Raw genomic sequence first — 22,484 nt, forward strand, 5'->3', positions numbered from 1 at the left:
ACTTTCGATTGACGTCTCCAGGTATTTAGATTTGATACGGACGTAGGATCCTAAAGGGGGGTTCTTGTGTCGTTCAATAGAATGTTGCTAACTTTGGGATGATGAATTATTTGCAATTATTGCATTGCTGCCGAATTTGCTTTATGTAGTTAAATACCTCTCTGTGAAGTTTTACAATTCACTTGCAAGGAAATCGGTACTCTTTGTCAAAGTGAAAAGTAGAAGAAGTAATTGGTTCACCCCTAAATTGCACTTTTGATCTGCTCGGGTTGAAAGGCCGTCAGAGAGGGACGTTGGCGTTACTCTCCTATTCTGATTCAGAATCGTTCAATGACAGCTACAGCCTGTCAAGCAGAGCGTGTTCGACTCGGATCATTTGTCCGAAACTCCACGAATTGACCATAAAATAGTCACAGTGAAGATTATGAGAATCGGATGCCTCAGTTCTACTGTTGTTTAGGTTACTTACCAAAAATAAACGGACTTTTAGATTGTTCCGTTTCAAAATCAGGGCTAAGAGGGATACCTTTTCTTTCTTGGAGAAGCAAGATAGCGGTAAAACCTACGAGGCTTGCAGTTACTAGATAGATTGTAACCGCAACTGTTGTGCCTGTTGCATCTACTAAAGATGCAGCGATCATAGGTGCAAATGCGCCGCCGAGAATTGATCCAATGGCATAAGATATCGATACCCCTGATGCACGAACGGATGCAGGGTAGAGCTCAGCATACATGGCGGACTGGGCACCATAAGTTAGTCCTAGGCCTACAGTTAGAAAGATAAGCGCGACATAAAGAAGGCCCAGTGAAGCTGAGTTGACCAGTGGGAAGAGTATTCCAGCTCCAATTGCCTGTACGACAAATCCAATGAGATAAGTCCTTCGTCGACCGATATAGTCCGACACCCAGCCGGCGAATAGCGTGAATATTAACCAAGTTACGGCAGACAAAGTAACTGCGTTGAGCACATCACCGCGCTCAAAGGAAATGGGTCCTTCTGGGTTGGTGGCATAATTTTGAATATAGCCTCCTGCTGTCATATAACCTACAGCTCCGTTGCCTGCAAATACCAGTGCGGCGACAAATACAAGAGGTAGATGCTTTTTGAAGAGAACTCCAATGGGATTCGGGCCTTCATGACTTTTGTTGCCCGCTATAACTTTGAAAACCGGCGATTCATCGACGCCGATTCTTACTACGTAGCCCACGATAACCAACACGAAGGAAAGTAAGAAGGGGACGCGCCAACCCCATTGAAAGAATGCATCTCCGGGCGCAATTCTATTCATAATGGATAAAATTCCCGAGGACATGAGAAGACCGATGGGAACTCCAATTTGGGGTCCGGCACCGTAAAGGCCACGCTTCTGGTTCGGAGCATGTTCAACCGCTAGCAATACCGCTGATCCCCACTCCCCTCCAGCGGATACGCCTTGAATAATGCGGAGAAAAATGAGCATAATGGGAGCCCATAGACCTACCGTTTCGTAAGTAGGTAAGAGGCCGATTAAAGTGGTTGCGCCTCCCATGGAGAAAAGTGTGACCATGAGGACGATTCGTCGACCGTAGCGATCTCCATAGTAGCCGGCTAAAAACGCACCGAGGGGCCGAAACAAAAACGATAGGCCCACAGAAGCAAAAGACACGATGCTGGCCAAACTTCCGGTTAAGGGAGAAAACATTACTTGGTTAAAAACGAGTCCGGCTACTGCAGCGTATAGAAAATAGTCGTACCATTCAATCGCCGTACCGATTGTGGTTGCAGCTACTACACGTCCCATTTCCTTGGGAGAGATCGCGGAGGGGCTCGAAGCATCCATCATGAAGATCCATTCAAATAGTAGAAATGAAGATTATCAGTAGATACTAATCGAATGATTCGCTTCGAACCAAGATTTTTGGGCAAATCTCGTTGACTTAGGACTGCTCAGCTTGAAGGAGTTCAGAAAATTTATAGGTACCCGTCACAACTGTATCCTGATCCATGAGATACATACGCTTTACCGCGATGACGATGGCCTCAGCAATATCGTCGCGGCGGGACGGATTGGTGAGGATCTTTATGTCTTCTGGGTTGGTGAGGTAGCCCAGCACGATCTGGATGACCGGCATTTGGGTCAGGCGAAGCAGATCCCAGGTGCGGCCGTGGTTGCCGCAGTCCAGCAGCTCGGTGCGTGCGACAATCTCACGCTGGATAAAGCCGGATAGGGTCTCACCAATAAGCGAGGAATTGCCGGATTCGGAACCGAAATAGAAGGTGGCAACACCATTGGCCTTCTCATTGGGGTAGGAATCACAAGCCAAAGAGATGACAATGTCCGCATCGAAGGCGTTGGCCAACTCCGCGCGGGACTTCACGTCCGCATCGGAGGTCCGAGGACGGGAGATGATGGTCTCCATGCCGGCGGCAATCATGCGTCCCTCGATGCGTTGGGTGAGGTCCCACAGGATCTCTTGCTCAGAAATATCACCAAAGCGTCCCTTGACCTGTTGGCCGGCGTCGCCGCCGCTCAAGGCGGGATCGATCACAACGCGCTTGCCCGCCAGTTTAGGGCCGGCGTTGCGCACGCGCTCGCGCTCTTGGATATTGTGCGCGGATCCGCCGGTGATACGGCGGCCAAGCAGACTGAGGGCGCGGATGGTGGCGGGACCGCATACACCATCTTCTTGCAAGCCACAGTTGTGTTGGTATTCCTTGAGCGCCGCGTAGGTATTGGTGCCAAAATGGCCGTCTACGCGCTGCTGGTAAAAGCCCAGCTCCTGCAGCTGTTGCTGGAGCTGCGAGATATCATCACCCACGAGCTCATTTGCGGGCTCGTAGGCAAGTACACGGCTGCCGAGCGTATACGAGGCCTGGCGCAGTTCGCGCAGGGTGAGATCATCGATCTCTCCCGTGGGCACGATGCCGCGCGATTGCTGGAAGGCCTTGAGGACCTCAGACAAATTGGCATCAAAGCTCTTGTCGCTCTCGGAGTACTTCTGCTTTTTCCACGCAGAAAGTTCCCCCTTGAAATCTGACAAGAGGCCGAGACGGGCCAAGGTGGCGCGAGCCTCAGCTACACGCACGCTTGTATCGCCGACTCGAAGAACGCGGTTCACGCCTTTTACCCCTTTCACAGCCCGTGTTTAGGGGCCGCATTTCAGAATTTCTACACGCTTAATCTAATAGGAATTAGATTAACAGTTAAAGTTGCTTTTTCACTTGCGCCACGATGTCATCTTTAGAACGCAGACCAACAAATTCGTCTACCTTCTCGCCGTGGTTGAAAATCAGCACGTTAGGGATGGACATGATCTGGAACATGGCACCTAGGTTGCGTTCTTCATCGACGTTGACTTTGGCGATGGTGACCTCGCCGTCTAGCTCCTCTGCTACCTCTTCCAAGATGGGGGATAGCTTCTTGCAGGGGCCGCACCATTCGGCCCAGAAGTCGACGACGACGGGCTTATCGGACTCGATGACGTCCTTGCGGAAGGTATCGGTGGTTACTTTCTTGACGTTGCTCATACTGAATTAACGGCTTTCTGCGAGGAAATGTTCCGCATCAATTGCCGCGCGGCAACCGGAGCCGGCCGCGGTAATTGCCTGCTGGTAGTGGTCATCCACCAAATCACCGCAGGCAAAAACGCCAGGCTGGGAGGTCTTGGTGGTGGGTTGTTCAACTACAACATAGCCATTGTCATTTAGCTCGACCTGACCATTGAGGAAGGAAGAGCGCGGATCATGGCCAATTGCTACGAACATGGCAGTCACGTCCAAGGTAGAGGTCTCGCCGTTGGTCACGTCCTTGAGCTTGAGACCGCCAACTTTGCCGTCGGCTTCAATGACCTCTTCGACGACCTTATTAGTCTCCCATTTAATCTTCTCATTGGCCTGGGCGCGCTCCAGCATGATTTTAGAGGCGCGGAAGTTCTCGGAGCGGTTCACAATGGTGACGGAGTCCGCGAACTTGGTGAGGAAGGTTGCTTCCTCCATGGCGGAGTCGCCGCCGCCGATAACCGCAATATTGTGGTCCTTGAAGAAGAAGCCATCGCACGTAGCGCAGGTAGAAACGCCGCGGCCGGTAAGTTCTTCCTCACCTGGTACGCCGAGGTGGCGCGGGGCGGCACCGGTGGCGAGGATGACGGCGCGGGCCTCGAAGAACTCGTCACCCACGTGCAGCTTTTTAATATCGCCTTCTAGTTCTATGGAGTCAACGACTTCCATGCGCAAATCCGCACCGAAGCGGATGGCCTGGGCGCGCATTTCCTCCATGAGCTCTGGGCCCATGATGCCTTTTTGGAAGCCGGGGTAGTTTTCTACCTCGGTAGTATTCATAAGCTCGCCGCCGTACTCGAAGCCCTCGAAGACAATCGGGTTGAGCTCGGCGCGTGCCGCATAAAGGGCGGCGGTATAACCGGCAGGGCCGGAACCTACGATGGCAACATCGTGGACGGTCATTGCTAACTCCCTTAAATCAGAGTGTGGTTTCGCGTAACGCCCTGAGTCTACCCGCCACACTGCCAAACGTCGGTATTAGCAAACTCACCCAATGGCAGCGCGTAGGACTTCCCTCGCTCGGGCGCAGCGGGATTTAATGGTGCCGGGCTTTACTCCTTGGGCGGTGGCGACTTCACCGACGCGGAATCCGGCGACGTCGGTAAGCACCAGCGCTTCGCGTTGATCCTCGCGCAGTAACTCCATGGCCTCGCGTACCGCCAGCTGCTCCGCTAGGTTTTCGGAAGGATTATGCGCGAGCAGCGGGTTGCGATCGTCGTCGAAGTCCTCCGTATCTAATGAGGCATTTTCCCTATTCGAGCGATGGTTGAGGTAGTCATAGCCAGAATTTTTCACCAGCCGGTGTAGCCAGGTTGATAGCGCGGATTCGCGGCGATAAGAGTGCAGGTTGCAGCTGGCGCGCAGGAAGGCTTCCTGGACCACATCTTGGGCATCGTGATCGTTTTTGGTGTAGCGCCGTGCCACGGTGGTCAGCCGCGTGCGGTGGCGTTCCACGATGGTGGAAAAGGCCTTATTATCCCCCTCAATAAAGGCATCAACTAGTTCTTCGTCACTGCGGTCATGACTCAGCGTCATATGTAGATTCCCCCCGGATCAACAACTGTTAAACACAGTGTGACCCGAGGGGAAGCAGAGCGCGAGCGCTGGACAGTACAGTCTATTGACCAGCCCGCACGCGTAGGGTGCGCCGCAAGTTATCGCGACACTCGAGCAGTACGCGGCGCAGTGCTCCTGGCAGCTCACGGTGCAGCAGACGGGTGGTGGTGTCGTCGGCCATGGGCAGCTGTGGATAGAAGCCGCGGATGAGGCGGTTGGCAATCTCAATCGGGTGCGCGGCCCAGATCTCTTCCACGCGGGAGAAGAATTCCTCCGCAAAGGCCTCCTGCAGTGCAGCTGAGCGCGGGGCATTGAATCCGGCGACCAGTGCGTCTACCTCGGCATTGGAGTAGGCGCCCGGCGTAAGCGCCTTATCGAACGCGGCACGCTTGGTCTCTGGCGTGGGGAAGGCGTGGCTGGCGCCGAGGAATTCCGTAGCGCCGGTCAGCGTATTATCCCGCTGTTTTTCTTTCTCCAACTCGTCTAGTTCTACGGCATTTCGGGCGGCGAGTGCGCGCAGGATGGACCAGCGGATTTCGGGGTCCAAGCGAAGGCCGGCAATGTCACCGGAGAGCAGGGCCTTAAGGCGCGCGGTGCCTGATTCCTCTGGCGTTGCGGCGAGTGCGCGGATGGCGGCGCGAGCGAGTACAAGCTGGGCGTCCGAGGCTGGTTCGGCCTCGTCCAGATGGCCCCAGATTGCCTCGGCATAGTCGGTGCGGACCTGCTCGCGGTTGGCGTCTGCAACATAGTGGGCAATGGCAAAATTGGCATTGGCGCAGGCAGTAGCCAGCAGCGTCGTGTTGGTCTCGTAGGCTTCGTGCTTGACGACGACCCCCACATAATCAATCGCCGACATTTCCCCATCGCGGGTGAGGTTCCATAGTGCGGTCCAGATGATAGCGCGGGTGAGATCATCTTCGATTTCGGTCAGGCGGTTCCCTGCCGTTTCTAGGGAGGTGTCGTCGAAGCGGATTTTGGCGTAGGTATGGTCGGCGTCGTTAAGCAGCAGCAATGCTGGGGCCGGAAGGCCGGCCGCCTCATCGATAATGGTGCGGGTGGTGTCATCGCCGGCGGGGAGATCGATGTCGATCTCGCGATACTTGTGTAAGTCGGCATCAAAAAGCGAGGCGGTCAGGCGGTGTGGCCGGCAGACGTCCTCGGCTTCTGCAAGGATGGCCAGCTCCGCAATCTTCTCGCCTTCGGTGTGCAGCTCCGGGGTGAGCGTATCTGGACCCCACGTGCGCAGCCAGGCTTGCGACCAGGCATCAAGATCGCGGTCTGCGTGCTTTTTTAGCGCCTTCAGGAGGTCATCAAAGGTGGCGGCGGCGAAGGCGTGCTCCTGGAAGTAGTCGCGCGCTCCAGCGTAGAAATTATCGTGACCGACATAGTGCACCAGTTGCTTGAGCACCGCCGCGCCCTTGGCATAGGTGATGCCGTCGAAATTTTGGCGCGCGGCATCTACGTCTGGGATCTCCGCCTTGATCGGGTGCGTGGTGGGCAGCTGATCCTGCAGGTAGGCCCAATTCTTGCGGGCGCCGGCAAAGTTGGCCCAGGCCTCGGTGTACTCGGTGCCGTGGACGGAGGAGTCCGCGCCCATGAACTCCGCGAAAGACTCCTTGAGCCATAGATCATCCCACCACTGTGGCGTAACCAGATCGCCGAACCACATATGGGACATCTCGTGCAGGATGGTATTCGCGCGGCCGGCATGCTGCGCGCGGGTGGCGTGGGAGCGGAAAATGTAGTTCTCCGTGAAGGTGACGAGACCAGGGTTTTCCATCGCGCCGAGGTTGTATTCGGGCACAAAGATGGAATCGTACTTGCCCCACGGGTAGGGGTAGTCAAAGTTCTGGTGGAAAAAGTCCATACCCTGGGCAGTAAGGTCCAAGATTTCTTCGTCGAGGTACTCAAACATGGACGCGCGCGCAAAGGCGCGCAACTGTGCCGAGTGGCTGCCATCCGGGGCGGTCCACGTGCGCTCTTGATACTGGTAAGGGCCTGCCGCGAAGGAAGTCAGGTAGGTCGACAGCGGCGGTGTCGGCGCGAAGGTAACAGTGGCGAGGTCACCATCCTCACTGCGCTCGACTTCCGGTTGGTTAGAGAGGATTTGCCACTGCTTCGGTGCGGTCATGCGCACGTGGAAGACGGCCTTGAGATCCGGCTGCTCGAGGCAGGGGAAGATGCGGCGAGCATCGGAAGGCTCGAGGTGTGAGTACAGGTAGGTCGCGTCATCGGCTTGATCGTGCATGCGGTGCAGGCCTTGGCCGGTGCGCGAATAACGGGAGTGGCTGGTGACCTCGATGGTCAGCTCCTCCCCTACCGGCACGCCGTGTAGCCGGATGATGCTGCCATCAAAGTCCACCTCCTGCGGGGTGCCATTGACCTTTAGCTCAGCGACCGATTCTCCCAGGTAATCCAGGAAGAGCTCGGGCTCATTGCTGGTGAGCTCGAGGCGGGTAGTCACGCGGTAGGTGGGGCTATCGAGTACCTCCGAAAGATCAAGGTGGAGGTGATAGGCGAGCAGGTCCACCGCTGCTGCGCGTTCTTGGAGCAACTCGTGCTGCGTCTTATTTTGTGGTGCGGTCATACTTAGGAACTATAGTTACCTCCGTCACGTAGGGTACGGGGTTGGGGTCCTAAGTTCCGCTGCCTTTTAGGAGCAAAATACCCAGCGGGTATCGGGATCTTGCTGTGGACCTGTTGGATCAGTTTTGCCCGGCCCACACTCTTCAAGTGGCGCAAGGTGTCAGTGACCATCTGCAAGCGTTACACCACACTAGAGGACGCAACCGCGCGCGGAGGTGGGCGATCTCATCTCAGCACGCAAGATTTGCGAAAGAACCTAGTTGCCGCCTCAGGTACACAGTATGGTGGGCCTCACGACTAAATCTAAAGACGTGCAAGAAATTAATCGTCCGGAAAAATCAATAACCTCGGCGATTTACTCCTACTTTCGTAGTGCAGGGATCGTTCCGAGGCTTTCAAGATAGAGATTAGCATTTCCATAATGAGTATTCCAAGATCGACCCCCGTACCGCTATCGCAATGGTTTTCATCCGCGCGGATGAGCCGGTACGCCGATCACCCCACACCAGAGGCGCTATACCTTTGGAATACTCACCTCACGAAGACCTATCTCGCTGACATTGAGCATGTTGAAGTACTTCTTCGAAACTGCATTCACAGTGCCCTAACCAGAAGGTACGGTGACCGATGGTTTGATGACGATCGAATACCTTTCAACCTTGCAGCAAAGAAGAATATCCGCAAAGCGAAAAGACGAGCTGGAGGAGGAGGGGCGTTACCGGGAAAAATCATTGATGAACTCAGCTTCGACTTCTGGCGTTATCTCTTAAGTAACCACTATCAAGCAAGCATCTGGCCTCAGGTAAAGAGGGCGTTGAAGAAACCCCCTGACAGCAGACAGCAGTTCGAAGAGCTTGTAGTCATTGTTTATGAAATGAGAAATAGGTGCTCTCACCACGAATCAATCGTTCAGCAGCGCGATAGAGCCCGTGAAGTCGCACATCTCGACTCCGTTGATAACGCTATCCAAGAAATAGCGGGTTTCATTGATCCTCATGCAGCAACATGGATCAAGAACAATTCCAGAGTCTCCGCTTTACGAGCACAACGCCCTTAGGCCCATATCGCAGTACAAAGTGGGAAACTGAAACCGTCATCACAGTTGGTGTGCATTCTAACTATTTTCCGTTGAACCATGCCGCCACCTCGTTCGCTGACAACTGAGGATTACTTTTCACTAGGCAAGGAACGACGTTTCAAGAAAGTCCTCGAGACTCCAATAGTCAGGATCGAACCAAGCAACGCCTTCGTTGACTTCGATTGCGATTAAGTGGTCAGGCAATAAGATGAGGAAATTATTTGTCTCGGTGCGGATTCCTTGGCGTTGTAGCTCTTGTGCGACTCGTCCAGTGCTCTCCTGTGTGGTCTCGGCGGGGTGACGATTAAGGTCAACGCCATAGAAAGTATCCGTGATTGGTACCTCCATGTACTTCATTTCAACGGTGACGCACTTACCGTCCTCCACGCAGCACCATATTTTCCATGAAAATTACTTTTTATGTCTTCATGTTCACGCTGAAATGCCTTCCCAGGGTTAAGGAGTGGCTGTACCGCAATACCGGAAGACGTAGGAAAAGCCCGCGGCCAGAAGGTGGCTGCGGGCTTGGAGAAGCTTAATGCTTCTAGTGCGTCTGGGGCACGGGTCTACTGCTTGATAGCGGAGACCTCGAGCTCAATCTTGATCTCCTCGGAGACCAGCACGCCGCCGGTCTTCAGCGGAGCGTTGAAGTCAATGCCGAAGTCCTTGCGGTTGATCTTGGTTGTTGCCTCGAAGCCCAGGCGGGTATTACCAAAGGGGTCCTCAGCGGTAGCAACATCTTCCACATCGAGGTCGACGGACTTGGTGGTGCCCTTGATGGTGAGGTCACCGGTGACGGTGCCGTTGCCATTCTCATCAACGTTGAGGTTGGTGGCCTTGAAGGTGATCTCCGGGTACTGCTCTACCGCGAAGAAGTCCTCGTTCTTTACGTGGGCATCGCGGTCATCGTTGCCAGTGGAGATGGATGCGGTACGGATGGTGGCCTGAGCGTTGGACTCAGCGATGTTCTCGGCCACGGTAATGGTGCCTTCAAAATCTGCGAAGTTGCCGCGGACCTTGGTCACCATTGCGTGCTTGGCGACGAATCCGATAACGGTGTGGGCTGGGTCGAGTGCGTAGGTACCTGCTGCGAGGGACATAGTGGATACTCCTAAAGTTGTTGCTTGCGTTACACCCCACAGTGTACGCACTACTCCTAAATAGTCAACACTTGAAGTAAAATAGTTTAGAAATCCCAGCTCATGGAGTTTTGTGTTGGGGAAAATAGAATTGAGGCCGAACTGAAGCGAGTTTTTTTCAGTTCGGCCGTCTATGTATGGACCAGGAATCAAGTCTGAGCTACAGGAGCTTTTCTAGGGCTGCCCGACGAGCCCAATGTCTGCGATGGTTGCCTTATTGGACTTGGGTAGCTCGGTGATCATGAGCAGCAGCCCATCGAATTGCTCAGGGGTTTTCTCCAGCTCGATGTCTTCCTTGCCGTTTTTGAATTTGCCCCTTGCCAGTTGGTGCAGAGAGCCAGCCTGTGGGTTCTCCGGGTTGAAGCGGTCACGGTTAACGCCATAGACGGCGTACTTTGCCCCAGTGGAATTGGATTGCACCACCGGCAAGACTGCGAAGTGCGTTGGCGAATCCACAGTGACGAGGACGCCGGTATCTTCCTCTTCGGTGGACCAGGTGGTGGCCGTTTTGCCGTCGATAAGCGCAGCTTCGTCCTTGTTATCAGGGATGGTAACCGCAGAGGAAGGCTGGAGACGCACCGGCGGGGCATCCGGAATTTCAGTGCTGCCGTGGATGGTTTCGCTGACCGGGTTAGGCGTCTCCACATTGCTGAGCAAGGACATGATCCAGGTGGTGAGCGCAGCCATTGCCACGACGAAGATGGTGGCGAAGATACCGATGACGATGACGCCGGAACCGGAATAACCACGGCCGCCGAAGCCAGGCTCTTGGGCCGGGTCATCCTCTTGGGCCGGTTCTTCTTCTGCCTTTACCGGCAAGGCCTCGGGTGCTTCCTCCGGTTCCTCCGGTGCGAAGTCGTGCAGGCGCTGGGCGATGCCGGCTAAGGTCAGCGCTTTTGCCTCCTGCAGCTGTTCCATCTTTTCCTCGCGGCTGTCCTCATCAGCATTATCGAGGGCAAAGTGTGCGTCCTCGACGCGCTGAGCGGCCTCGTCGGCCGAGAGGTTGGCATCTTCAGAAATATCGCGCAGCTTCTTCGGCGAAGGCTCCGTGGACTCCACGAGCAGCTCCAGGGCGGAGCTGAGAGCCTCGCGGTCGGTGGCGGCGGAGGTGCCATCCAGTACGGCGGGGAAGGCCACCTTGACTACACCGTCGGTAGAGACGCGGAAGCGGTCGCGGTGTTCCACTCCGAGGATGAGGCCGGCATCGTGGGCAGCGGCGGCGTCAGCAAATAGCGGCGCAGTAGCACGAGCCACAGAATGGGGGTCGAGGTTATCGGCCTCAGCCACCTGCTTGAGGGAGGTGCCCTCGAACCAATCCGCCACCACCAGGCAGCCCGTGCGGTAGGACAGGACTTGGATATTATCCGCCACGGTATCGAGCTCCAGCTCGGCAAGGCGGCGGGTATTGCGCGAAATCTCGGCGGAGCGGCGGGCGGCAACTCCCGGAGTCGATGGCGCAATCGGTGCCAGGCTATTGGTATCGACGAACGTCAACGCGACTAGGCGGCCGGTGGACTGCTCGCGTGCTTGCCAGAACTGTGCACCGGTGACCGCACCGTGATCTTGGAGCAAGCGGAAGCGACCATCCGATACCGGGGCGCCCGGCACGAGGCGTGGGCCGCGGACGATACCGGCGGACATTGGTGGCGGTACCAGGGTGGCATTGAAGGCATCCTGGGTGAATACCGGCCGGATTTCCGGCACGTCGGGCTCCTCCAGCTCGATAGCCTTGGAGGCATCGACCTTGATGAAGCGGGACATGCCCGGGATGCGCTGCAAGGCGCGGGCCAGGTTCTGGACCTCCGGCAAGGAGGACTTAGAGAGCACCAGGCCGGTGGCGATGAGGAAGATGACTCCAAGCACCGCGACCTTGATCAGCGAGACGATGGAGGGCAAATTCTCTGGAAGGAGGTAATTCACGCCCCAGTACAGCACCCAGGAGACAACCAAGCCTACGAGACCGGCACCAGAAGCCCACAGCACGGTCTGCGTGACGGCTTTGCCGCCGAGGCTGCCGAGCTTGCGCTTGAGCAAGAAGCCACCGATGACCGCACCGGAGACGAAGCCAAAGCCATTGGCCGTACCGAGCAAAATCACCACGCGGTCCGGGTTGGACGTCATCAACGGGGCCAAAAGCGTAAGGACGATCTTGGTCAGCGTGATGCCGGCGATGATGAAGGTCGGCGTCCAGGCTTCCTCGCGGGCATAGAACACGCGCAGGTGCAGCAGCACTAAGGCATACGGGATGAGCGTGAAGGCGGAGAAGCTGATGGTCAGGCCAAGCTGCTCGGCGCTCTCGGCGCCGTAGGCACCGTATTGGAAGAGGGCTCGGGCAATCGGTACACCAAAGCCGGTCATGAAAATGACGATGGGGATAAGCGCGATGAAGGTCAGCTTTGAGCCCAAGGTCAGATCGCGGACTACGGCATCAACATCGCCGTCGGCGGCGTTGCGGGACAGGCGCGGCATGATGGCCGTCAGCAGCGTCACGCCGATTACGCCATAGGGCACCTGCAGCATGAGCCAAGCATTCTGATAGACCAGTGGGGCGCCGGCATCCGCATAGGCGGCTACGCGGGAGGTGATCACGTAGCCCAACTGGGAGATAGCCACATAGGTGATGATGGCCAGAGCCATGCCACCGAATTGCTTGATGCGGGCATCCAAGCCCCACTTGGGGCGCAGGTTAATGCCGGCCTTTTTGAGGTACGGCAACAAGATGAGGCATTGCACCATCACCGCCGTGGTGGTGCCCAAGCCCAATAGCATGACGTGGGGATCGGCCACCGGGGTGGGCTCGTGCGGGTCGAGCTGGCCGGGCAGGAAGCGATAAGCCAGCAGCACGCTAATGGAGATGACGTTGTTGACTACCGGCGCCCACGCACCTGGACCAAAGATATTCTTAGTATTAAGAACGGCCTGGAAGAGGGCGAAGAGGCCGTAGAAGAGGATCTGCGGCAGCAATAAGAAGGCCAAGGAGGTTGCCTGCACGGCATTGGCCTTGGAATCTTCCGGCAGCATCATCCTCGTTAAGAAGGGTGCGAGCACCACGGAGGCGATGGTGACTATGCCCAGGATAGAAAAGGCCAGGGTAAATAGCCGCCGGACAAAGGTCTCGCCTCGGTCCGTGTCTTCTTTTTCGGCGCGTACGAGAACGGGCACGACCAGAGAGGTCAGCACGGCACCCAATACGATCTCGGTGACGAGGTTGGGGATCTGGTTGGCGCTACTAAACGCGGTGCCCACCGTGGCACCGAGGGTGGCGCCGATGAGCATCTGGCGCAGGAAGCCGGTGACGCGGGATAGCAGCGTCGCGATGGCCATCGTGCCCGTCGCGCGGATGACGTCCTGATTGGATGATTCGTTTTCCGCGTTGCGTCCAGTGAGCGCGGACTTGTCCTCCTCGGGAGGAACGGTGGTGTCCTGCACCGCGGGCGTGGGGCGCTTTTCTGGCACCGGAGCGGGAGGAGAGGCGCGGACGATGCGGCCGCGGGCACCCGCTGGGGCGGGGTGCTCTGCCGGCACGGCGGCATCCTTCGGGTCAACTACACCCGCAGGTGACTTCTCCACGTGTTCGGCCTCGCGGCCAGTTTTATCAGTCATAGAGGATACAACTTCAACTTACTTTTTAAGCCTTTGTGATTTTTTGCGCCGATGGCGGCCTAGCCGGAAGAGAGTGGCGAGGACCAGCGCAAGAGCGCCGGCTATGCCGACGCCATACACGCTTACGATACCGGCACGCGTTTGCACAGCGATACTGATCGGCTCCGAGATGGTTTGCTTTTCTGGGGTGGCAAGCCACAGGCCAATGTCTGTGCGATCGACGTCCTTAGGCATATCGGCGGTCATGGATACAGTAATAGAGCCCTTGGCCGGAATACGGACACTCTTGGGCGTGTTGAGGCGCGCGCCATCGGGGGCATCGTATTGCAGCTTGGCCTCCACCGGTAGCGGAAGCCCATTTTCTGCCACGATGAGCAGCGGCGATGACTCGGATACGCGGGTATAAACATTGCCCGGTGGGATAAGCGCCACAGAAGATCGCAGATCGCGCAAAGTATTCGAATGCACATCCATCGTGTGGGTGAACCTTCGCCGCGCTTCAGCATTACTGCCCAAGCTATCGCGGTTGGTCAGCGAGAGCGCGGCCAGTAAATCCCGGCGCAAAGGCAGGACGAATTCATAGGGAGTCAGTGCGATATCTGGATCATCGACCATGATATTCATCAGCTCATCGGTATAGCGGGCCTGCTGCTCCACGCGGACGATATCGGATTCGGCGAAGGCGGCGGGATCACTAAAGGGGCTGCCAGGCAGTGACCCCGGATCGGCGGTTTCCTGCTTGAGGCTGCCGACGGTACGCGCATGGGACTGGCCGGAATCGATGAGCGCTTCGGCGGAGTCAAGCGCGTATTCGGCGGCGCTGGGATCCAAGTAATTGGGCAAACGCGCCACAGTGTCATCGCTAGCGGCTAAACTCAACGCGGCGCCGCCGGTGATGGCGCGGGAAAGTTCGGAATCGAGCGAGTAGTCGTAGCGCAGCTCTGGGTTGGAATAGCCCACCGTCTGTGGCTTGGAGCCGGTTTGGGCTAAAAGGGCGCCCAGGGAGGCGTCGAAAGTCACGGCGCGGCCAGGCCACGAAGTATTATCAGCCACCAGTGCGGGCAGGGGCAGTTGTTGATCCACATAGCCGGAGCCAACCGCGAGGACAGAGGTGGCTGGCTTGGTGCCGAGGATTCGCTCGATGGTGTGGTTGCCGCGCTGCAGCCCCTCGTAGGTAAGGAAGGGATTATTCGCCTTGGCCACGGATGAGGCATTAGCGTTTGCCCACGGCATAGACATAAAGCAATCGAGTTCACGCAGGCGCTTGAGCCAGCGGGCGGCATCCTCTTTGCCAGTGCCGGGTTCGAGGTGCACATCGTCGTTGTTATTGAACCACGAATCACGCAGGCGCTTAGGACGCTCCGCCTGAGCCGGGCGGGACGAACCCACCTTATAGCCCTCCGCCATGCGGTTGACCGTGTCCAAGAGTGCGGGATCGATGGCTACGCAGCCTGCCCCGCGCAGATCGTGGTCCGCATAGGTGCTCACCAAGCGATCGAGCCGGCCGCCCTCAGCCAGCTCGGTGGCTAGCTCATCGGAGGCGAGAATAAGGTCTTCTCCCCCAGCGCCGCCTGGTACCGAGTCGATATCGGCGCTGATGGGATAGACCACGGTGAGATCGTGGGGTTTGGGCTCCGAGGGGGCATCGCCAAGCGCCTGCTTCTTTCCCTGCACCTGGCCTATGAGGCGTTCTTCCGCAAAGCTGACCGCTTCGCCGCCGACAGTGCCGGTGAGGGTAAATAGCAGCGGATAGGCGCCGGCGTCTTCGATGGCTAGGGTCTGCTCGCCGTGTAAGGAGGTGGGAACCTGGAAGGTAACCTCTCGGGTTTCGCCCGGTTGCAGGGGCGCGGTGGTGGTGCTGGGGCCGTAATACGGGAATTCGCCGGTGGCCAGCTGCGTGCGGGCCTGTGCAGTACTCTCCACGGCATCGCCACGGCGGCTGGTCAACTGGAGGTCTTCCATGGCCTCATCGGTGGGATTGTGTACCTGGAAGGTAAGTTTCAGTTCCTTGCCCACGGTGAAGGGTTCGGCCGCGATGAGATCGAGAGTGGCCCGCTCTGGTCCGCGCGCGCCCAACCATGCCTGGATATCCTGCTGTTTTCCCGCAGCCGAATCCATCTGCGCGGCGGCCTCTGGCAGCGGCAGGCCCAATCCCCACCCCGCTACCGCCAGGCAGCCGCCCACGGCGGCCCAAGACTTCAGGCGTTGGCGCATTACCGTGGGGTCACTTTCCCCGCAGCGGCTTCCTTTCGTGCGAGATCGGGAAGGAGATCATGCGCGATGCGCGCCAATTTGCGCTCGTCGGCGTAGGCCAAATGCTCGATGAGTTCAGAGACGGGAATCCATGAGACCTCGGTGACCTCCGGATCCTCATCGTTCATGATGCCGTCTACAAAGCGCAGCAAGTGATGGTGCACTGTCTTATGGATACGCACCCCATCAGAGACGAACCAATAATCAATCATGCCGAGGTCTGCAAAAACCTCACCGGAAATGCCGGTTTCTTCCCATACCTCGCGCTCAGCGGTGATTTCCTTGGCCTCGCCATTTTCTACGTGGCCTTTGGGCATGGACCACAGCAGGCGTCCGCGACGGTCGAGGCGGCCGATGAGCGCCACATAAAGCCGGGAAAGATCTACCTGGCCAGTGGCATCGACGCACTCCGCCAAACCAGAGACAACAAGGCCGCCGGCGGAGGTTTCATCGCGGGTTTCCATGGCCGTGGATTGGCCATTGCCACCGCGGTAGGGCCTGCGCTGCTGAGTGCTGCGGCGCGCGCGATTATCCGGCCGGCGGCGCCGCCTGCGCCGGGACCGGTTACGGTTGCGGCCGCCTCCCTTAGAGGGGCCCTGTTCTTGGTTAGTCATCCCTGCCAATCGTAGTAGACTCTCACCCGTGAATTTTCAGGACACTCAGCTAATTGGCGTTCTTGCCCGCGCGGAATCCACCGTCTCCTCCCTCAGCGACCTGCTGGGCGGTTTGGTGGAGAAATTTGCCGCCCGTGGCTATTCGCTCTACCTTGTGGGCGGCTCTGTGCGCGATGCGCTTTTGGGCCGCTTGGGAAATGACCTGGACTTTACCACTCCGGCCCGCCCGGACGTGGTTAAAGAGATCTTGGATGAGTGGGCTGAGACCGTGTGGGATACCGGCATCGACTTCGGTACCGTCTCCGCGGCCTATAAGGGTCAGCAGATTGAGATCACCACCTTCCGTTCCGATTCTTATGATGGCCAGTCCCGCAACCCTGAGGTGGTCTATGGTGACACCTTGGAAGGTGACCTAGTGCGGCGTGACTTTAAGGTCAATGCGATGGCCATCGAGCTGCTTGCCGACGCCTCTTTTACCTTCCACGATCCCCTCCACGGCCTCCAGGATGTGGCCGACCGGGTGCTCGATACCCCGGACAAGCCGGAAATCTCCTTCCACGATGATCCGCTCCGCATGCTGCGGGCGGCGCGTTTTGCGTCCCAGCTGGAATTTCGCGTGGCCGATCGGGTGGTAGATGCCATGCGGGATATGGCCGGCGAGATCCAGCGCATCACCGTAGAGCGCGTACAGGTGGAGCTGGATAAGCTTATCTGCGGCACTGCACCGTGGGACGGCATTGACCTGCTGGTTTCCACCGGAATTGCGGACTATATCTTTCCGGAGATCCCCGCACTGCGTATGACCGCGGATGAACACGCGCAGCACAAGGACGTTTATGCTCACTCGCTGAAGGTGCTAAGTCAGGCCATGGACCAAGAAGAAGATGGCCCAGACCTTGTCCTGCGCTGGGCGGCGCTTCTACACGATATTGGCAAACCGGATACCTTTGATAACACCGATGGCAAGGTCTCCTTTCACCACCACGAGGTGGTGGGCGCCAAGCTTGCCCGCAAGCGCCTGCGCAAGTTGAAGTACCCCAAGGCCACCACGGAGGCCATCGGCCAGCTGGTGTACCTGCACATGCGCTTCCACGGGTTCGGGGAAAATCAGTGGACCGATTCTGCCGTGCGCCGCTATGTCACCGACGCCGGAAATCTCCTCCCCCGTCTGCATAAGCTGGTGCGCGCCGATTGCACCACCCGCAATGCTAAAAAGGCCCGTCGACTCCAGCGCACCTATGATCAGCTTGAGGAGCGCATCGAAGAGATCGGCCGCAAGGAGGACCTGGCTCGCGTGCGTCCGGACCTTGACGGCAACGAGATTATGGAAATCCTCGGTCTTCAGCCCGGCCCTGAGGTGGGCCAGGCATGGTCTTATCTCAAGGAGCTGCGCCTAGAGCACGGCCCCCTCGAGCGCGAGGAAGCGATTGCGAAGTTGCGCGAGTGGTGGGATTCTAAACAGTGATGTTTGCCGATAGATTATTTAACGCCCTCGAGCGCAATGACCCCGCCCCCGGCCAGCTTCTTATCGCTGCTCCGGGCATGCTTTCGCCGGAATTCGCCCGCTCCGTCATCCTCGTCATTGAGCACAATGACATTATGACCTTCGGCGTGGATCTGACCAAGCGCTCTGAGGTAGCTATTTTCAATGTGCTGCCGGAATGGCTTCCCGTGGTGGCTAAACCGCAGGCGCTGTATATCGGCGGTCCGCTCAACCAACAATCCGTTGTTGGGCTCGCGCAGACTAAACAGGGCGTCGATGTGGACAAGCAAGATCGGCTCACCCGCCTCGCACCGCGCCTGGCACATGTGGATCTGCGCGCGGACCCAGAAGAGATCGAGCCCCTAGTTTCTGGCATGCGTATGTTTGCCGGCTATGCCGAATGGGGCCCGGGCCAGTTGGAGGAGGAAATCGAGGCCGGCGAATGGTTCGTCTCCCCTGCCCTTGCCCAAGACGTTATTACTCCAGGTCCGGCCGATCTCTGGGCCGATGTTATGAAACGTCAGCCCATGCCGTTGCCTCTCTATTCCACATATCCAGTCAACGTGGAAGACAATTAATTCCTATCGCGCTGCAGGTAATGGGCTAGACTAGCCCGCATGCGCCCGGATATTTCTCAAGGATTAAGAGATACCTGGGTCGCCGCGATCGGCCTTATTCCCCTCGGCCTACTCATGGTCCAATCCGGTTTCAGCTGGTGGTGGACGCCGATTTTCTCCCTCGTCATCTACGCCGGCTCTATGGAATTCTTGGCCATTTCCATGGTTACTGGTGGGGCTTCCGCCTTTGCTTCGTTGCTTACCGGATTCATGGTGAACTTCCGCCATATTTTCTATGGCCTCACCTTTCCCCGGCACCGCATTCATTCACGGGTGGGCCGGGCTTATTCCACATATGCGCTTACCGACGAAACCTATGCCATCGTCTCCTCCCTCCCCGCCGAGGAGCGCCCGAGTGGGAACCGAATACTCACCATCCAAATCTTTTGTCAGGTCTTGTGGGTAGGCGGCGGCATCGTCGGTGCCCTCGCCGGCCGAGTGATTCCCTCTTCCGTGCAGGGAATGGAATTCGCTCTGGTTGCCCTTTTTGTCGTGCTTGCAATGGATTCCTTCCGCAGTAACCAGGACTTTTCATTGCCGTTAAGTGCTGTGGTGGTGGGAATCCTTGCTGCAGTCTTCGCCCCAGGACAACTGCTCATGGTGGGGCTGAGTGCCTACTTCATTCTGCTTATTATCCGCTACGCATCTCCCCGCATCGATGCCGCTATTGGCTTGCGTAGCCGCGGCGAGTCTACGAGATTCCGGGAGGAACGCTAATGCCCGCTGGAGTTACGCTTGCTTCCATCGCCACGGTGTTGGTCCCAGTCGGCCTTATTACCATTGTGCTGCGCCAGCTTCCCTTTTCCTTTGTGAAATGGATGAAGGATAGCCAGTTCTTTTCATTGCTGGGCATGATGATGCCTGTAGGTGTGATGACCATTTTGGTGGTTTATACCGTCTACGGGCAGGCAGGTGCCCCTGGGGGCATCTGGGCGGCTCTCCTCGGCGTGGTGGTAACCTTCCTGCTCCACCTGTGGAAGCGTGAATCAGCGCTGTCCATCTTCGGAGGAACCGCTTTTTATATGCTCCTCGTTAACGTTGTCTTGTAGGCATCGTGTTTCGACGCTAAAGGCCGAACTTGGCGGTAGCTTCGGACCATAGGGCGTCGAAATGAGATTGGTCCACGTATTTGGCGCTAATGTCTGGAAACTCATCGTAGGTATCCGGGTGTGGGATAACCTCCTGCGGCTGATCTACGTTTCCCGTGGAACTGGTCGGGGTAGCCACACCAACTATGGCATCTGAGGGATCGAGGGCGATCATGCGGACCATTCGACAGCTGCGCGCATCTTGCTCCTCCATTTCCGCCATATGGATGGCCGAGCCTACGCCGGGCACGGTTAGTTCAGTTCGTACGTATAGAAATTTCCCCATAGGACCTAAGTGTAGCTACGTGGTGGCACGCTGGGCGTAGCGGGATGCCAGCCACGAACACATCATTAACTGGACCTGGTGGTAAATCATCAACGGCAGGATAAGTAGACCAAGAGACGTTCCCCCAGAAGCAAAGATAACCGAGGCCATGGGTAGGCCCGTGGCTAGTGACTTCTTCGATCCACAGAACTCGATTGCGACTGTATCGGCGCGCTTGAATCCCAATTTTTCACTTACCTTCTTGGTGAGCCACAGCATGAAAGCAACGAAGATCGCTGCGAAGGCGACAAGGAAGGCCAACTCCCATATGGAGATGGAGGACCAAATTCCGTCTACTACGCCTTTGGAAAAGGCAGAATACACCACCATGGCAATGGAGCCGCGGTCTACCACTTTGGTGGCCTTGCTTTGGGCGAATTTGCCAACCCAGCGCCGAGTCAGCTGACCCAGGATAAAGGGAGCCAGCAGCAAGAGCGCGATTTCTCCAAATACGGAAGTGTCGATGTGGACTCCTCCCCCGGTACCCATGAGGAGCATAACCAGCGAAGGGGTAATAAATACTCCGACCAAGTTAGAAGTAGATGCTGACACGATTGCGCCGGCGACGTTCCCCTTCGCGATGGAAGTGAAAGCAACCGAAGATTGCACGGTGGACGGCACCAGCGTGAGAAACAAGATCCCCAGGTACATATCGTGCGAAATGAAAGCGGTAAGCGGTCGTAGCGCTATACCTATTAGCGGGTAGACCACAAAGGTGAAGGCCAGGATCGTTAGGTGTAGGCGCCAATGCTTAAGCCCATTGAGGGCCTCTTGAGTGGAGAGCCTAGCGCCGTACAAAAAGAAGAGGAAAGCGATCGCAACATTTGTTAACTGGCCGAATGTCTCGGCAAAATCCCCACGGGCTGGTGCAATGACCGCAAGGATGACCGCCAAGATGATGAGCACTATGAGGGGGTCGGGCTTCTTTAAACTCTGCAGCATTCTAAAAGTTTAAACCCTACCGCTCCTTCTTCCCGGAAATACTCGGGCCAAAAATATGCCCTCTGTGGTTTCACGTGAAACCACAGAGGGAGGAATGCACCCTAGGCTGTAGTGACATTAGAGCCGTCTTGCTTAACTTCGTATCCTTCCAAGGGGTCGCGGCCCGGTCCGGATATTACGCTTCCATCGCTGAGGTCATAGGAGGTGTTATGTGCGGTGCAGGTGGCCGTCATGCCATCGATCTCGGTGATCGGATTGTGCTGGTGCGGACAGGTCTGGGAATAGGCCTTGAACTCACCTTCTTTCAGCTGAGTAAAAATGACGCCATCTACAATCTTCGCGGATCCGACTGGAATTTCCGTAGCTGCGATTTCCGCGGACGGAGAAGAACCACAGGCTGTTAGGTAGGCACCTGCGAAAGTGGTAGCGGTACCGAGCAAGAAGATTCGGCGAGAGCACTTATTCATGCCCTTAGTCTAGCTGGTGATGATGGTGCCTTGTGACTCAGCCGTGTAGCTAAGCGAATTTAGAGTTTCACGTGAAACACAGAAGTTAACTAACCAGATAGCCCTCCCATGTTTCAGGGGAGCCAGTGGGTGTAGGAGTGAGTTCATAGGTGCCAGATTCAATGCCTAAATCATCGACGATGCTATGGGCCGACTGCTGCCCCTCCGCTACCGGTGTGGATGTTGCCTCTTTGTGGCCTTGCTCGTTATAAGCGCCAATGGCAAAGGTCGAAGCGGCGATGGCTGCGAGGGCGGTGCTTTTCTTCATATGTATCATTTTGCCCAGCGGAGGCCTCTGATGCTCTTTACTTTCTGGGTTCCCCGGAAGCTTTACGCAATCTCCATCGTTATTGGCAGTAAGGCGAATGGTAGGTAATCCAATTGTTGACGCAGCCTGGCGTTGTATGGACCAATATATTAAAAGAGTGACGGGATATCGTAAGTGACGGAACAAGAAGATGTAAAAAGAGCCTGACCTATAACGTCACTGTGACTGTCGGGAAACATCCAATAAGCTATTCAAGCGAGAGGAAATAGCTACAAAAATTCCCCCTCTGGATGAGGCGTAATTCTTATCCAGAGGGGGGCGGTTGTGCAGCAGGCGCTGCTATCTGTCAGATTCTCGTGCGGCGTGACGGAGTGCGTCGACATCGACCTGCGGTGCAGAAGCCGCGGCAGCCTCTTCCCCACCGCAACCGTCGGAGCCACAATTGCAGGAATCCCCACAACCTTCTTCACTAGCGTGTGCCTGTTCGTAGAGGAACGCGGCACGCGAGCCGAGGTTGGAACCTACAGATAGGGCGAGAACTGCCGCCACAAAGGTAAGAACCGGAAGGAGCCACATCCAGCCCTCAGCGCTAAGCGCGACAATTCCACCGAAAATTAGGCAGACACCGCTGAGGATCCAGAATGGACCAGCGATGCGATGGGCGTTATCCCACGCTTCGCGAGACTTGCGGATTTCTTGCAGTCGCAAGCCAATGTAGTTATTTCCGGGTAGGCGCTTGGTTGAGGCCATGGTACCTACAACGATGAGGAAGACGGCGAGGATGAAGAAGATGATTCCCACTGCGATCATGTATTCAGTTTAGCCTTGTAGTGCTGAGATAAAAATTGCGCCTAGGCCGAGTGCTCTGTCGCTGTGTGCGCTCAGGT

General features: G+C 56.8%; 20 protein-coding genes and 1 pseudogene. 5 read left to right on the forward strand and 16 right to left on the reverse strand.

Translation table 11 applies throughout. From position 1 onward, the window contains the following. Positions 1 to 461: 461 nt before the first annotated feature. The 6 genes from QP904_RS10565 to pepN form a co-directional block, all read right to left on the reverse strand. Positions 462 to 1,823 (reverse strand): MFS transporter, encoded by a 1,362-nt coding sequence (locus QP904_RS10565; RefSeq protein WP_396130209.1) that lies wholly within the window; start codon positions 1,821 to 1,823, stop codon positions 462 to 464. 94 nt (positions 1,824 to 1,917) lie between these two features. After that, entirely contained in the window at positions 1,918 to 3,099 is a 1,182-nt protein-coding gene (locus QP904_RS10570) for an N-acetylmuramoyl-L-alanine amidase (RefSeq protein ID WP_023020191.1), read from the reverse strand. A gap of 85 nt (positions 3,100 to 3,184) precedes the next feature. Beyond that, complete coding sequence (gene trxA, locus QP904_RS10575) at positions 3,185 to 3,508, reverse strand: thioredoxin (protein WP_023020190.1); 324 nt, start codon at positions 3,506 to 3,508, stop codon at positions 3,185 to 3,187. Positions 3,509 to 3,514: 6 nt separating this feature from the next. Then, complete coding sequence (gene trxB / locus QP904_RS10580) at positions 3,515 to 4,441, reverse strand: thioredoxin-disulfide reductase (RefSeq protein ID WP_023020189.1); 927 nt, start codon at positions 4,439 to 4,441, stop codon at positions 3,515 to 3,517. An 84-nt stretch (positions 4,442 to 4,525) separates the two neighbouring features. Next, positions 4,526 to 5,074: an RNA polymerase sigma factor gene (locus QP904_RS10585; RefSeq protein WP_239206122.1), complete on the reverse strand. Its 549-nt coding sequence runs from the start codon at positions 5,072 to 5,074 to the stop codon at positions 4,526 to 4,528. Between the two features lie 82 nt (positions 5,075 to 5,156). Next, positions 5,157 to 7,682, reverse strand: coding sequence for an aminopeptidase N (gene pepN / locus QP904_RS10590; protein WP_284836031.1), 2,526 nt, complete (start codon positions 7,680 to 7,682; stop codon positions 5,157 to 5,159). Positions 7,683 to 8,102: 420 nt separating this feature from the next. Here pepN and QP904_RS10595 point away from each other — a divergent pair, with 420 nt between their 5' ends. Then, positions 8,103 to 8,738, forward strand: a complete 636-nt coding sequence (locus QP904_RS10595) for a hypothetical protein (protein ID WP_284836032.1) — start codon at positions 8,103 to 8,105, stop codon at positions 8,736 to 8,738. 120 nt (positions 8,739 to 8,858) lie between these two features. Here the strand turns inward: QP904_RS10595 and QP904_RS10600 are convergent, their stop codons facing one another. From QP904_RS10600 to QP904_RS10620, 5 genes and pseudogenes are all read right to left on the reverse strand, one after another. Then, complete coding sequence (locus QP904_RS10600) at positions 8,859 to 9,146, reverse strand: hypothetical protein (RefSeq protein WP_284836033.1); 288 nt, start codon at positions 9,144 to 9,146, stop codon at positions 8,859 to 8,861. 179 nt (positions 9,147 to 9,325) lie between these two features. After that, the gene (locus QP904_RS10605) at positions 9,326 to 9,859 is read right to left on the reverse strand and encodes a YceI family protein (RefSeq protein WP_023020184.1); all 534 of its coding nucleotides are present in this window, start codon (positions 9,857 to 9,859) and stop codon (positions 9,326 to 9,328) included. A 213-nt stretch (positions 9,860 to 10,072) separates the two neighbouring features. Further along, positions 10,073 to 13,501 carry a murein biosynthesis integral membrane protein MurJ gene (murJ, locus tag QP904_RS10610; protein ID WP_284836034.1) on the reverse strand — a complete coding sequence of 1,143 codons (3,429 nt, stop codon included), beginning with the start codon at positions 13,499 to 13,501 and terminating at the stop codon, positions 10,073 to 10,075. A gap of 18 nt (positions 13,502 to 13,519) precedes the next feature. Further along, positions 13,520 to 15,715 carry a DUF6049 family protein gene (locus QP904_RS10615; RefSeq protein WP_284836035.1) on the reverse strand — a complete coding sequence of 732 codons (2,196 nt, stop codon included), beginning with the start codon at positions 15,713 to 15,715 and terminating at the stop codon, positions 13,520 to 13,522. Continuing rightward, positions 15,715 to 16,308, reverse strand: a pseudogene (locus tag QP904_RS10620) (NUDIX hydrolase); the annotation flags it as partial. The gene QP904_RS10615 and the pseudogene QP904_RS10620, both read right to left, overlap by 1 nt. A gap of 88 nt (positions 16,309 to 16,396) precedes the next feature. On the opposite strand from QP904_RS10620, the gene QP904_RS10625 reads away from it, so the two are divergent. The 4 genes from QP904_RS10625 to QP904_RS10640 are packed head-to-tail and all read left to right on the forward strand — an operon-like array spanning position 16,397 to position 19,517. Then, positions 16,397 to 17,833 (forward strand): CCA tRNA nucleotidyltransferase, encoded by a 1,437-nt coding sequence (locus tag QP904_RS10625; protein ID WP_200288492.1) that lies wholly within the window; start codon positions 16,397 to 16,399, stop codon positions 17,831 to 17,833. Next, a complete protein-coding gene (locus tag QP904_RS10630) occupies positions 17,833 to 18,429 on the forward strand; it encodes a YqgE/AlgH family protein (RefSeq protein ID WP_284836037.1) in 597 nt (198 codons plus the stop codon). Before QP904_RS10625 ends, QP904_RS10630 begins: the two co-directional genes overlap by 1 nt. 39 nt (positions 18,430 to 18,468) lie before the next feature. Further along, on the forward strand, positions 18,469 to 19,185 hold the full coding sequence (locus QP904_RS10635; RefSeq protein ID WP_284836038.1) for an AzlC family ABC transporter permease: 717 nt from the start codon (positions 18,469 to 18,471) through the stop codon (positions 19,183 to 19,185). Next, positions 19,185 to 19,517 (forward strand): branched-chain amino acid transport AzlD family protein, encoded by a 333-nt coding sequence (locus QP904_RS10640; RefSeq protein WP_200288494.1) that lies wholly within the window; start codon positions 19,185 to 19,187, stop codon positions 19,515 to 19,517. The genes QP904_RS10635 and QP904_RS10640 overlap by 1 nt, the downstream gene beginning before the upstream one ends. A gap of 16 nt (positions 19,518 to 19,533) precedes the next feature. Here QP904_RS10640 and QP904_RS10645 read toward each other — a convergent pair whose 3' ends face one another. From QP904_RS10645 to QP904_RS10665, 5 genes are all read right to left on the reverse strand, one after another. Then, positions 19,534 to 19,842: a hypothetical protein gene (locus QP904_RS10645; protein WP_284836039.1), complete on the reverse strand. Its 309-nt coding sequence runs from the start codon at positions 19,840 to 19,842 to the stop codon at positions 19,534 to 19,536. A gap of 15 nt (positions 19,843 to 19,857) precedes the next feature. Further along, the gene (locus tag QP904_RS10650; protein ID WP_259825468.1) at positions 19,858 to 20,823 is read right to left on the reverse strand and encodes a bile acid:sodium symporter family protein; all 966 of its coding nucleotides are present in this window, start codon (positions 20,821 to 20,823) and stop codon (positions 19,858 to 19,860) included. 101 nt (positions 20,824 to 20,924) lie between these two features. Then, positions 20,925 to 21,290, reverse strand: a complete 366-nt coding sequence (locus QP904_RS10655) for a Rieske (2Fe-2S) protein (protein WP_259825466.1) — start codon at positions 21,288 to 21,290, stop codon at positions 20,925 to 20,927. Between the two features lie 85 nt (positions 21,291 to 21,375). Next, on the reverse strand, positions 21,376 to 21,597 hold the full coding sequence (locus QP904_RS10660) for a hypothetical protein (protein WP_084278937.1): 222 nt from the start codon (positions 21,595 to 21,597) through the stop codon (positions 21,376 to 21,378). 339 nt (positions 21,598 to 21,936) lie between these two features. After that, positions 21,937 to 22,407, reverse strand: coding sequence for an SdpI family protein (locus QP904_RS10665; protein WP_023020172.1), 471 nt, complete (start codon positions 22,405 to 22,407; stop codon positions 21,937 to 21,939). Positions 22,408 to 22,484: the final 77 nt, after the last annotated feature.

Origin of the sequence: Corynebacterium nasorum, from assembly GCF_030229765.1 — a bacterium.
Classification (GTDB): Bacteria; Actinomycetota; Actinomycetes; order Mycobacteriales; family Mycobacteriaceae; genus Corynebacterium; species Corynebacterium kefirresidentii.

Bases quoted from the DNA above. Each gene is read 5' to 3' on its own strand.
- QP904_RS10565 (WP_396130209.1), bottom strand. From the start codon at position 1,823: ATGATGGATGCTTCGAGCCCCTCCGCGATCTCTCCCAAGGAAATGGGA.
- trxA (WP_023020190.1), bottom strand. From the start codon at position 3,508: ATGAGCAACGTCAAGAAAGTAACCACCGATACCTTCCGCAAGGACGTC.
- trxB (WP_023020189.1), bottom strand. From the start codon at position 4,441: ATGACCGTCCACGATGTTGCCATCGTAGGTTCCGGCCCTGCCGGTTAT.
- QP904_RS10585 (WP_239206122.1), bottom strand. From the start codon at position 5,074: ATGACGCTGAGTCATGACCGCAGTGACGAAGAACTAGTTGATGCCTTT.
- pepN (WP_284836031.1), bottom strand. From the start codon at position 7,682: ATGACCGCACCACAAAATAAGACGCAGCACGAGTTGCTCCAAGAACGC.
- QP904_RS10595 (WP_284836032.1), top strand. From the start codon at position 8,103: ATGAGTATTCCAAGATCGACCCCCGTACCGCTATCGCAATGGTTTTCA.
- QP904_RS10605 (WP_023020184.1), bottom strand. From the start codon at position 9,859: ATGTCCCTCGCAGCAGGTACCTACGCACTCGACCCAGCCCACACCGTT.
- murJ (WP_284836034.1), bottom strand. From the start codon at position 13,501: ATGACTGATAAAACTGGCCGCGAGGCCGAACACGTGGAGAAGTCACCT.
- QP904_RS10615 (WP_284836035.1), bottom strand. From the start codon at position 15,715: ATGCGCCAACGCCTGAAGTCTTGGGCCGCCGTGGGCGGCTGCCTGGCG.
- QP904_RS10630 (WP_284836037.1), top strand. From the start codon at position 17,833: ATGTTTGCCGATAGATTATTTAACGCCCTCGAGCGCAATGACCCCGCC.
- QP904_RS10635 (WP_284836038.1), top strand. From the start codon at position 18,469: ATGCGCCCGGATATTTCTCAAGGATTAAGAGATACCTGGGTCGCCGCG.
- QP904_RS10640 (WP_200288494.1), top strand. From the start codon at position 19,185: ATGCCCGCTGGAGTTACGCTTGCTTCCATCGCCACGGTGTTGGTCCCA.
- QP904_RS10645 (WP_284836039.1), bottom strand. From the start codon at position 19,842: ATGGGGAAATTTCTATACGTACGAACTGAACTAACCGTGCCCGGCGTA.
- QP904_RS10650 (WP_259825468.1), bottom strand. From the start codon at position 20,823: ATGCTGCAGAGTTTAAAGAAGCCCGACCCCCTCATAGTGCTCATCATC.
- QP904_RS10655 (WP_259825466.1), bottom strand. From the start codon at position 21,290: ATGAATAAGTGCTCTCGCCGAATCTTCTTGCTCGGTACCGCTACCACT.
- QP904_RS10660 (WP_084278937.1), bottom strand. From the start codon at position 21,597: ATGAAGAAAAGCACCGCCCTCGCAGCCATCGCCGCTTCGACCTTTGCC.
- QP904_RS10665 (WP_023020172.1), bottom strand. From the start codon at position 22,407: ATGATCGCAGTGGGAATCATCTTCTTCATCCTCGCCGTCTTCCTCATC.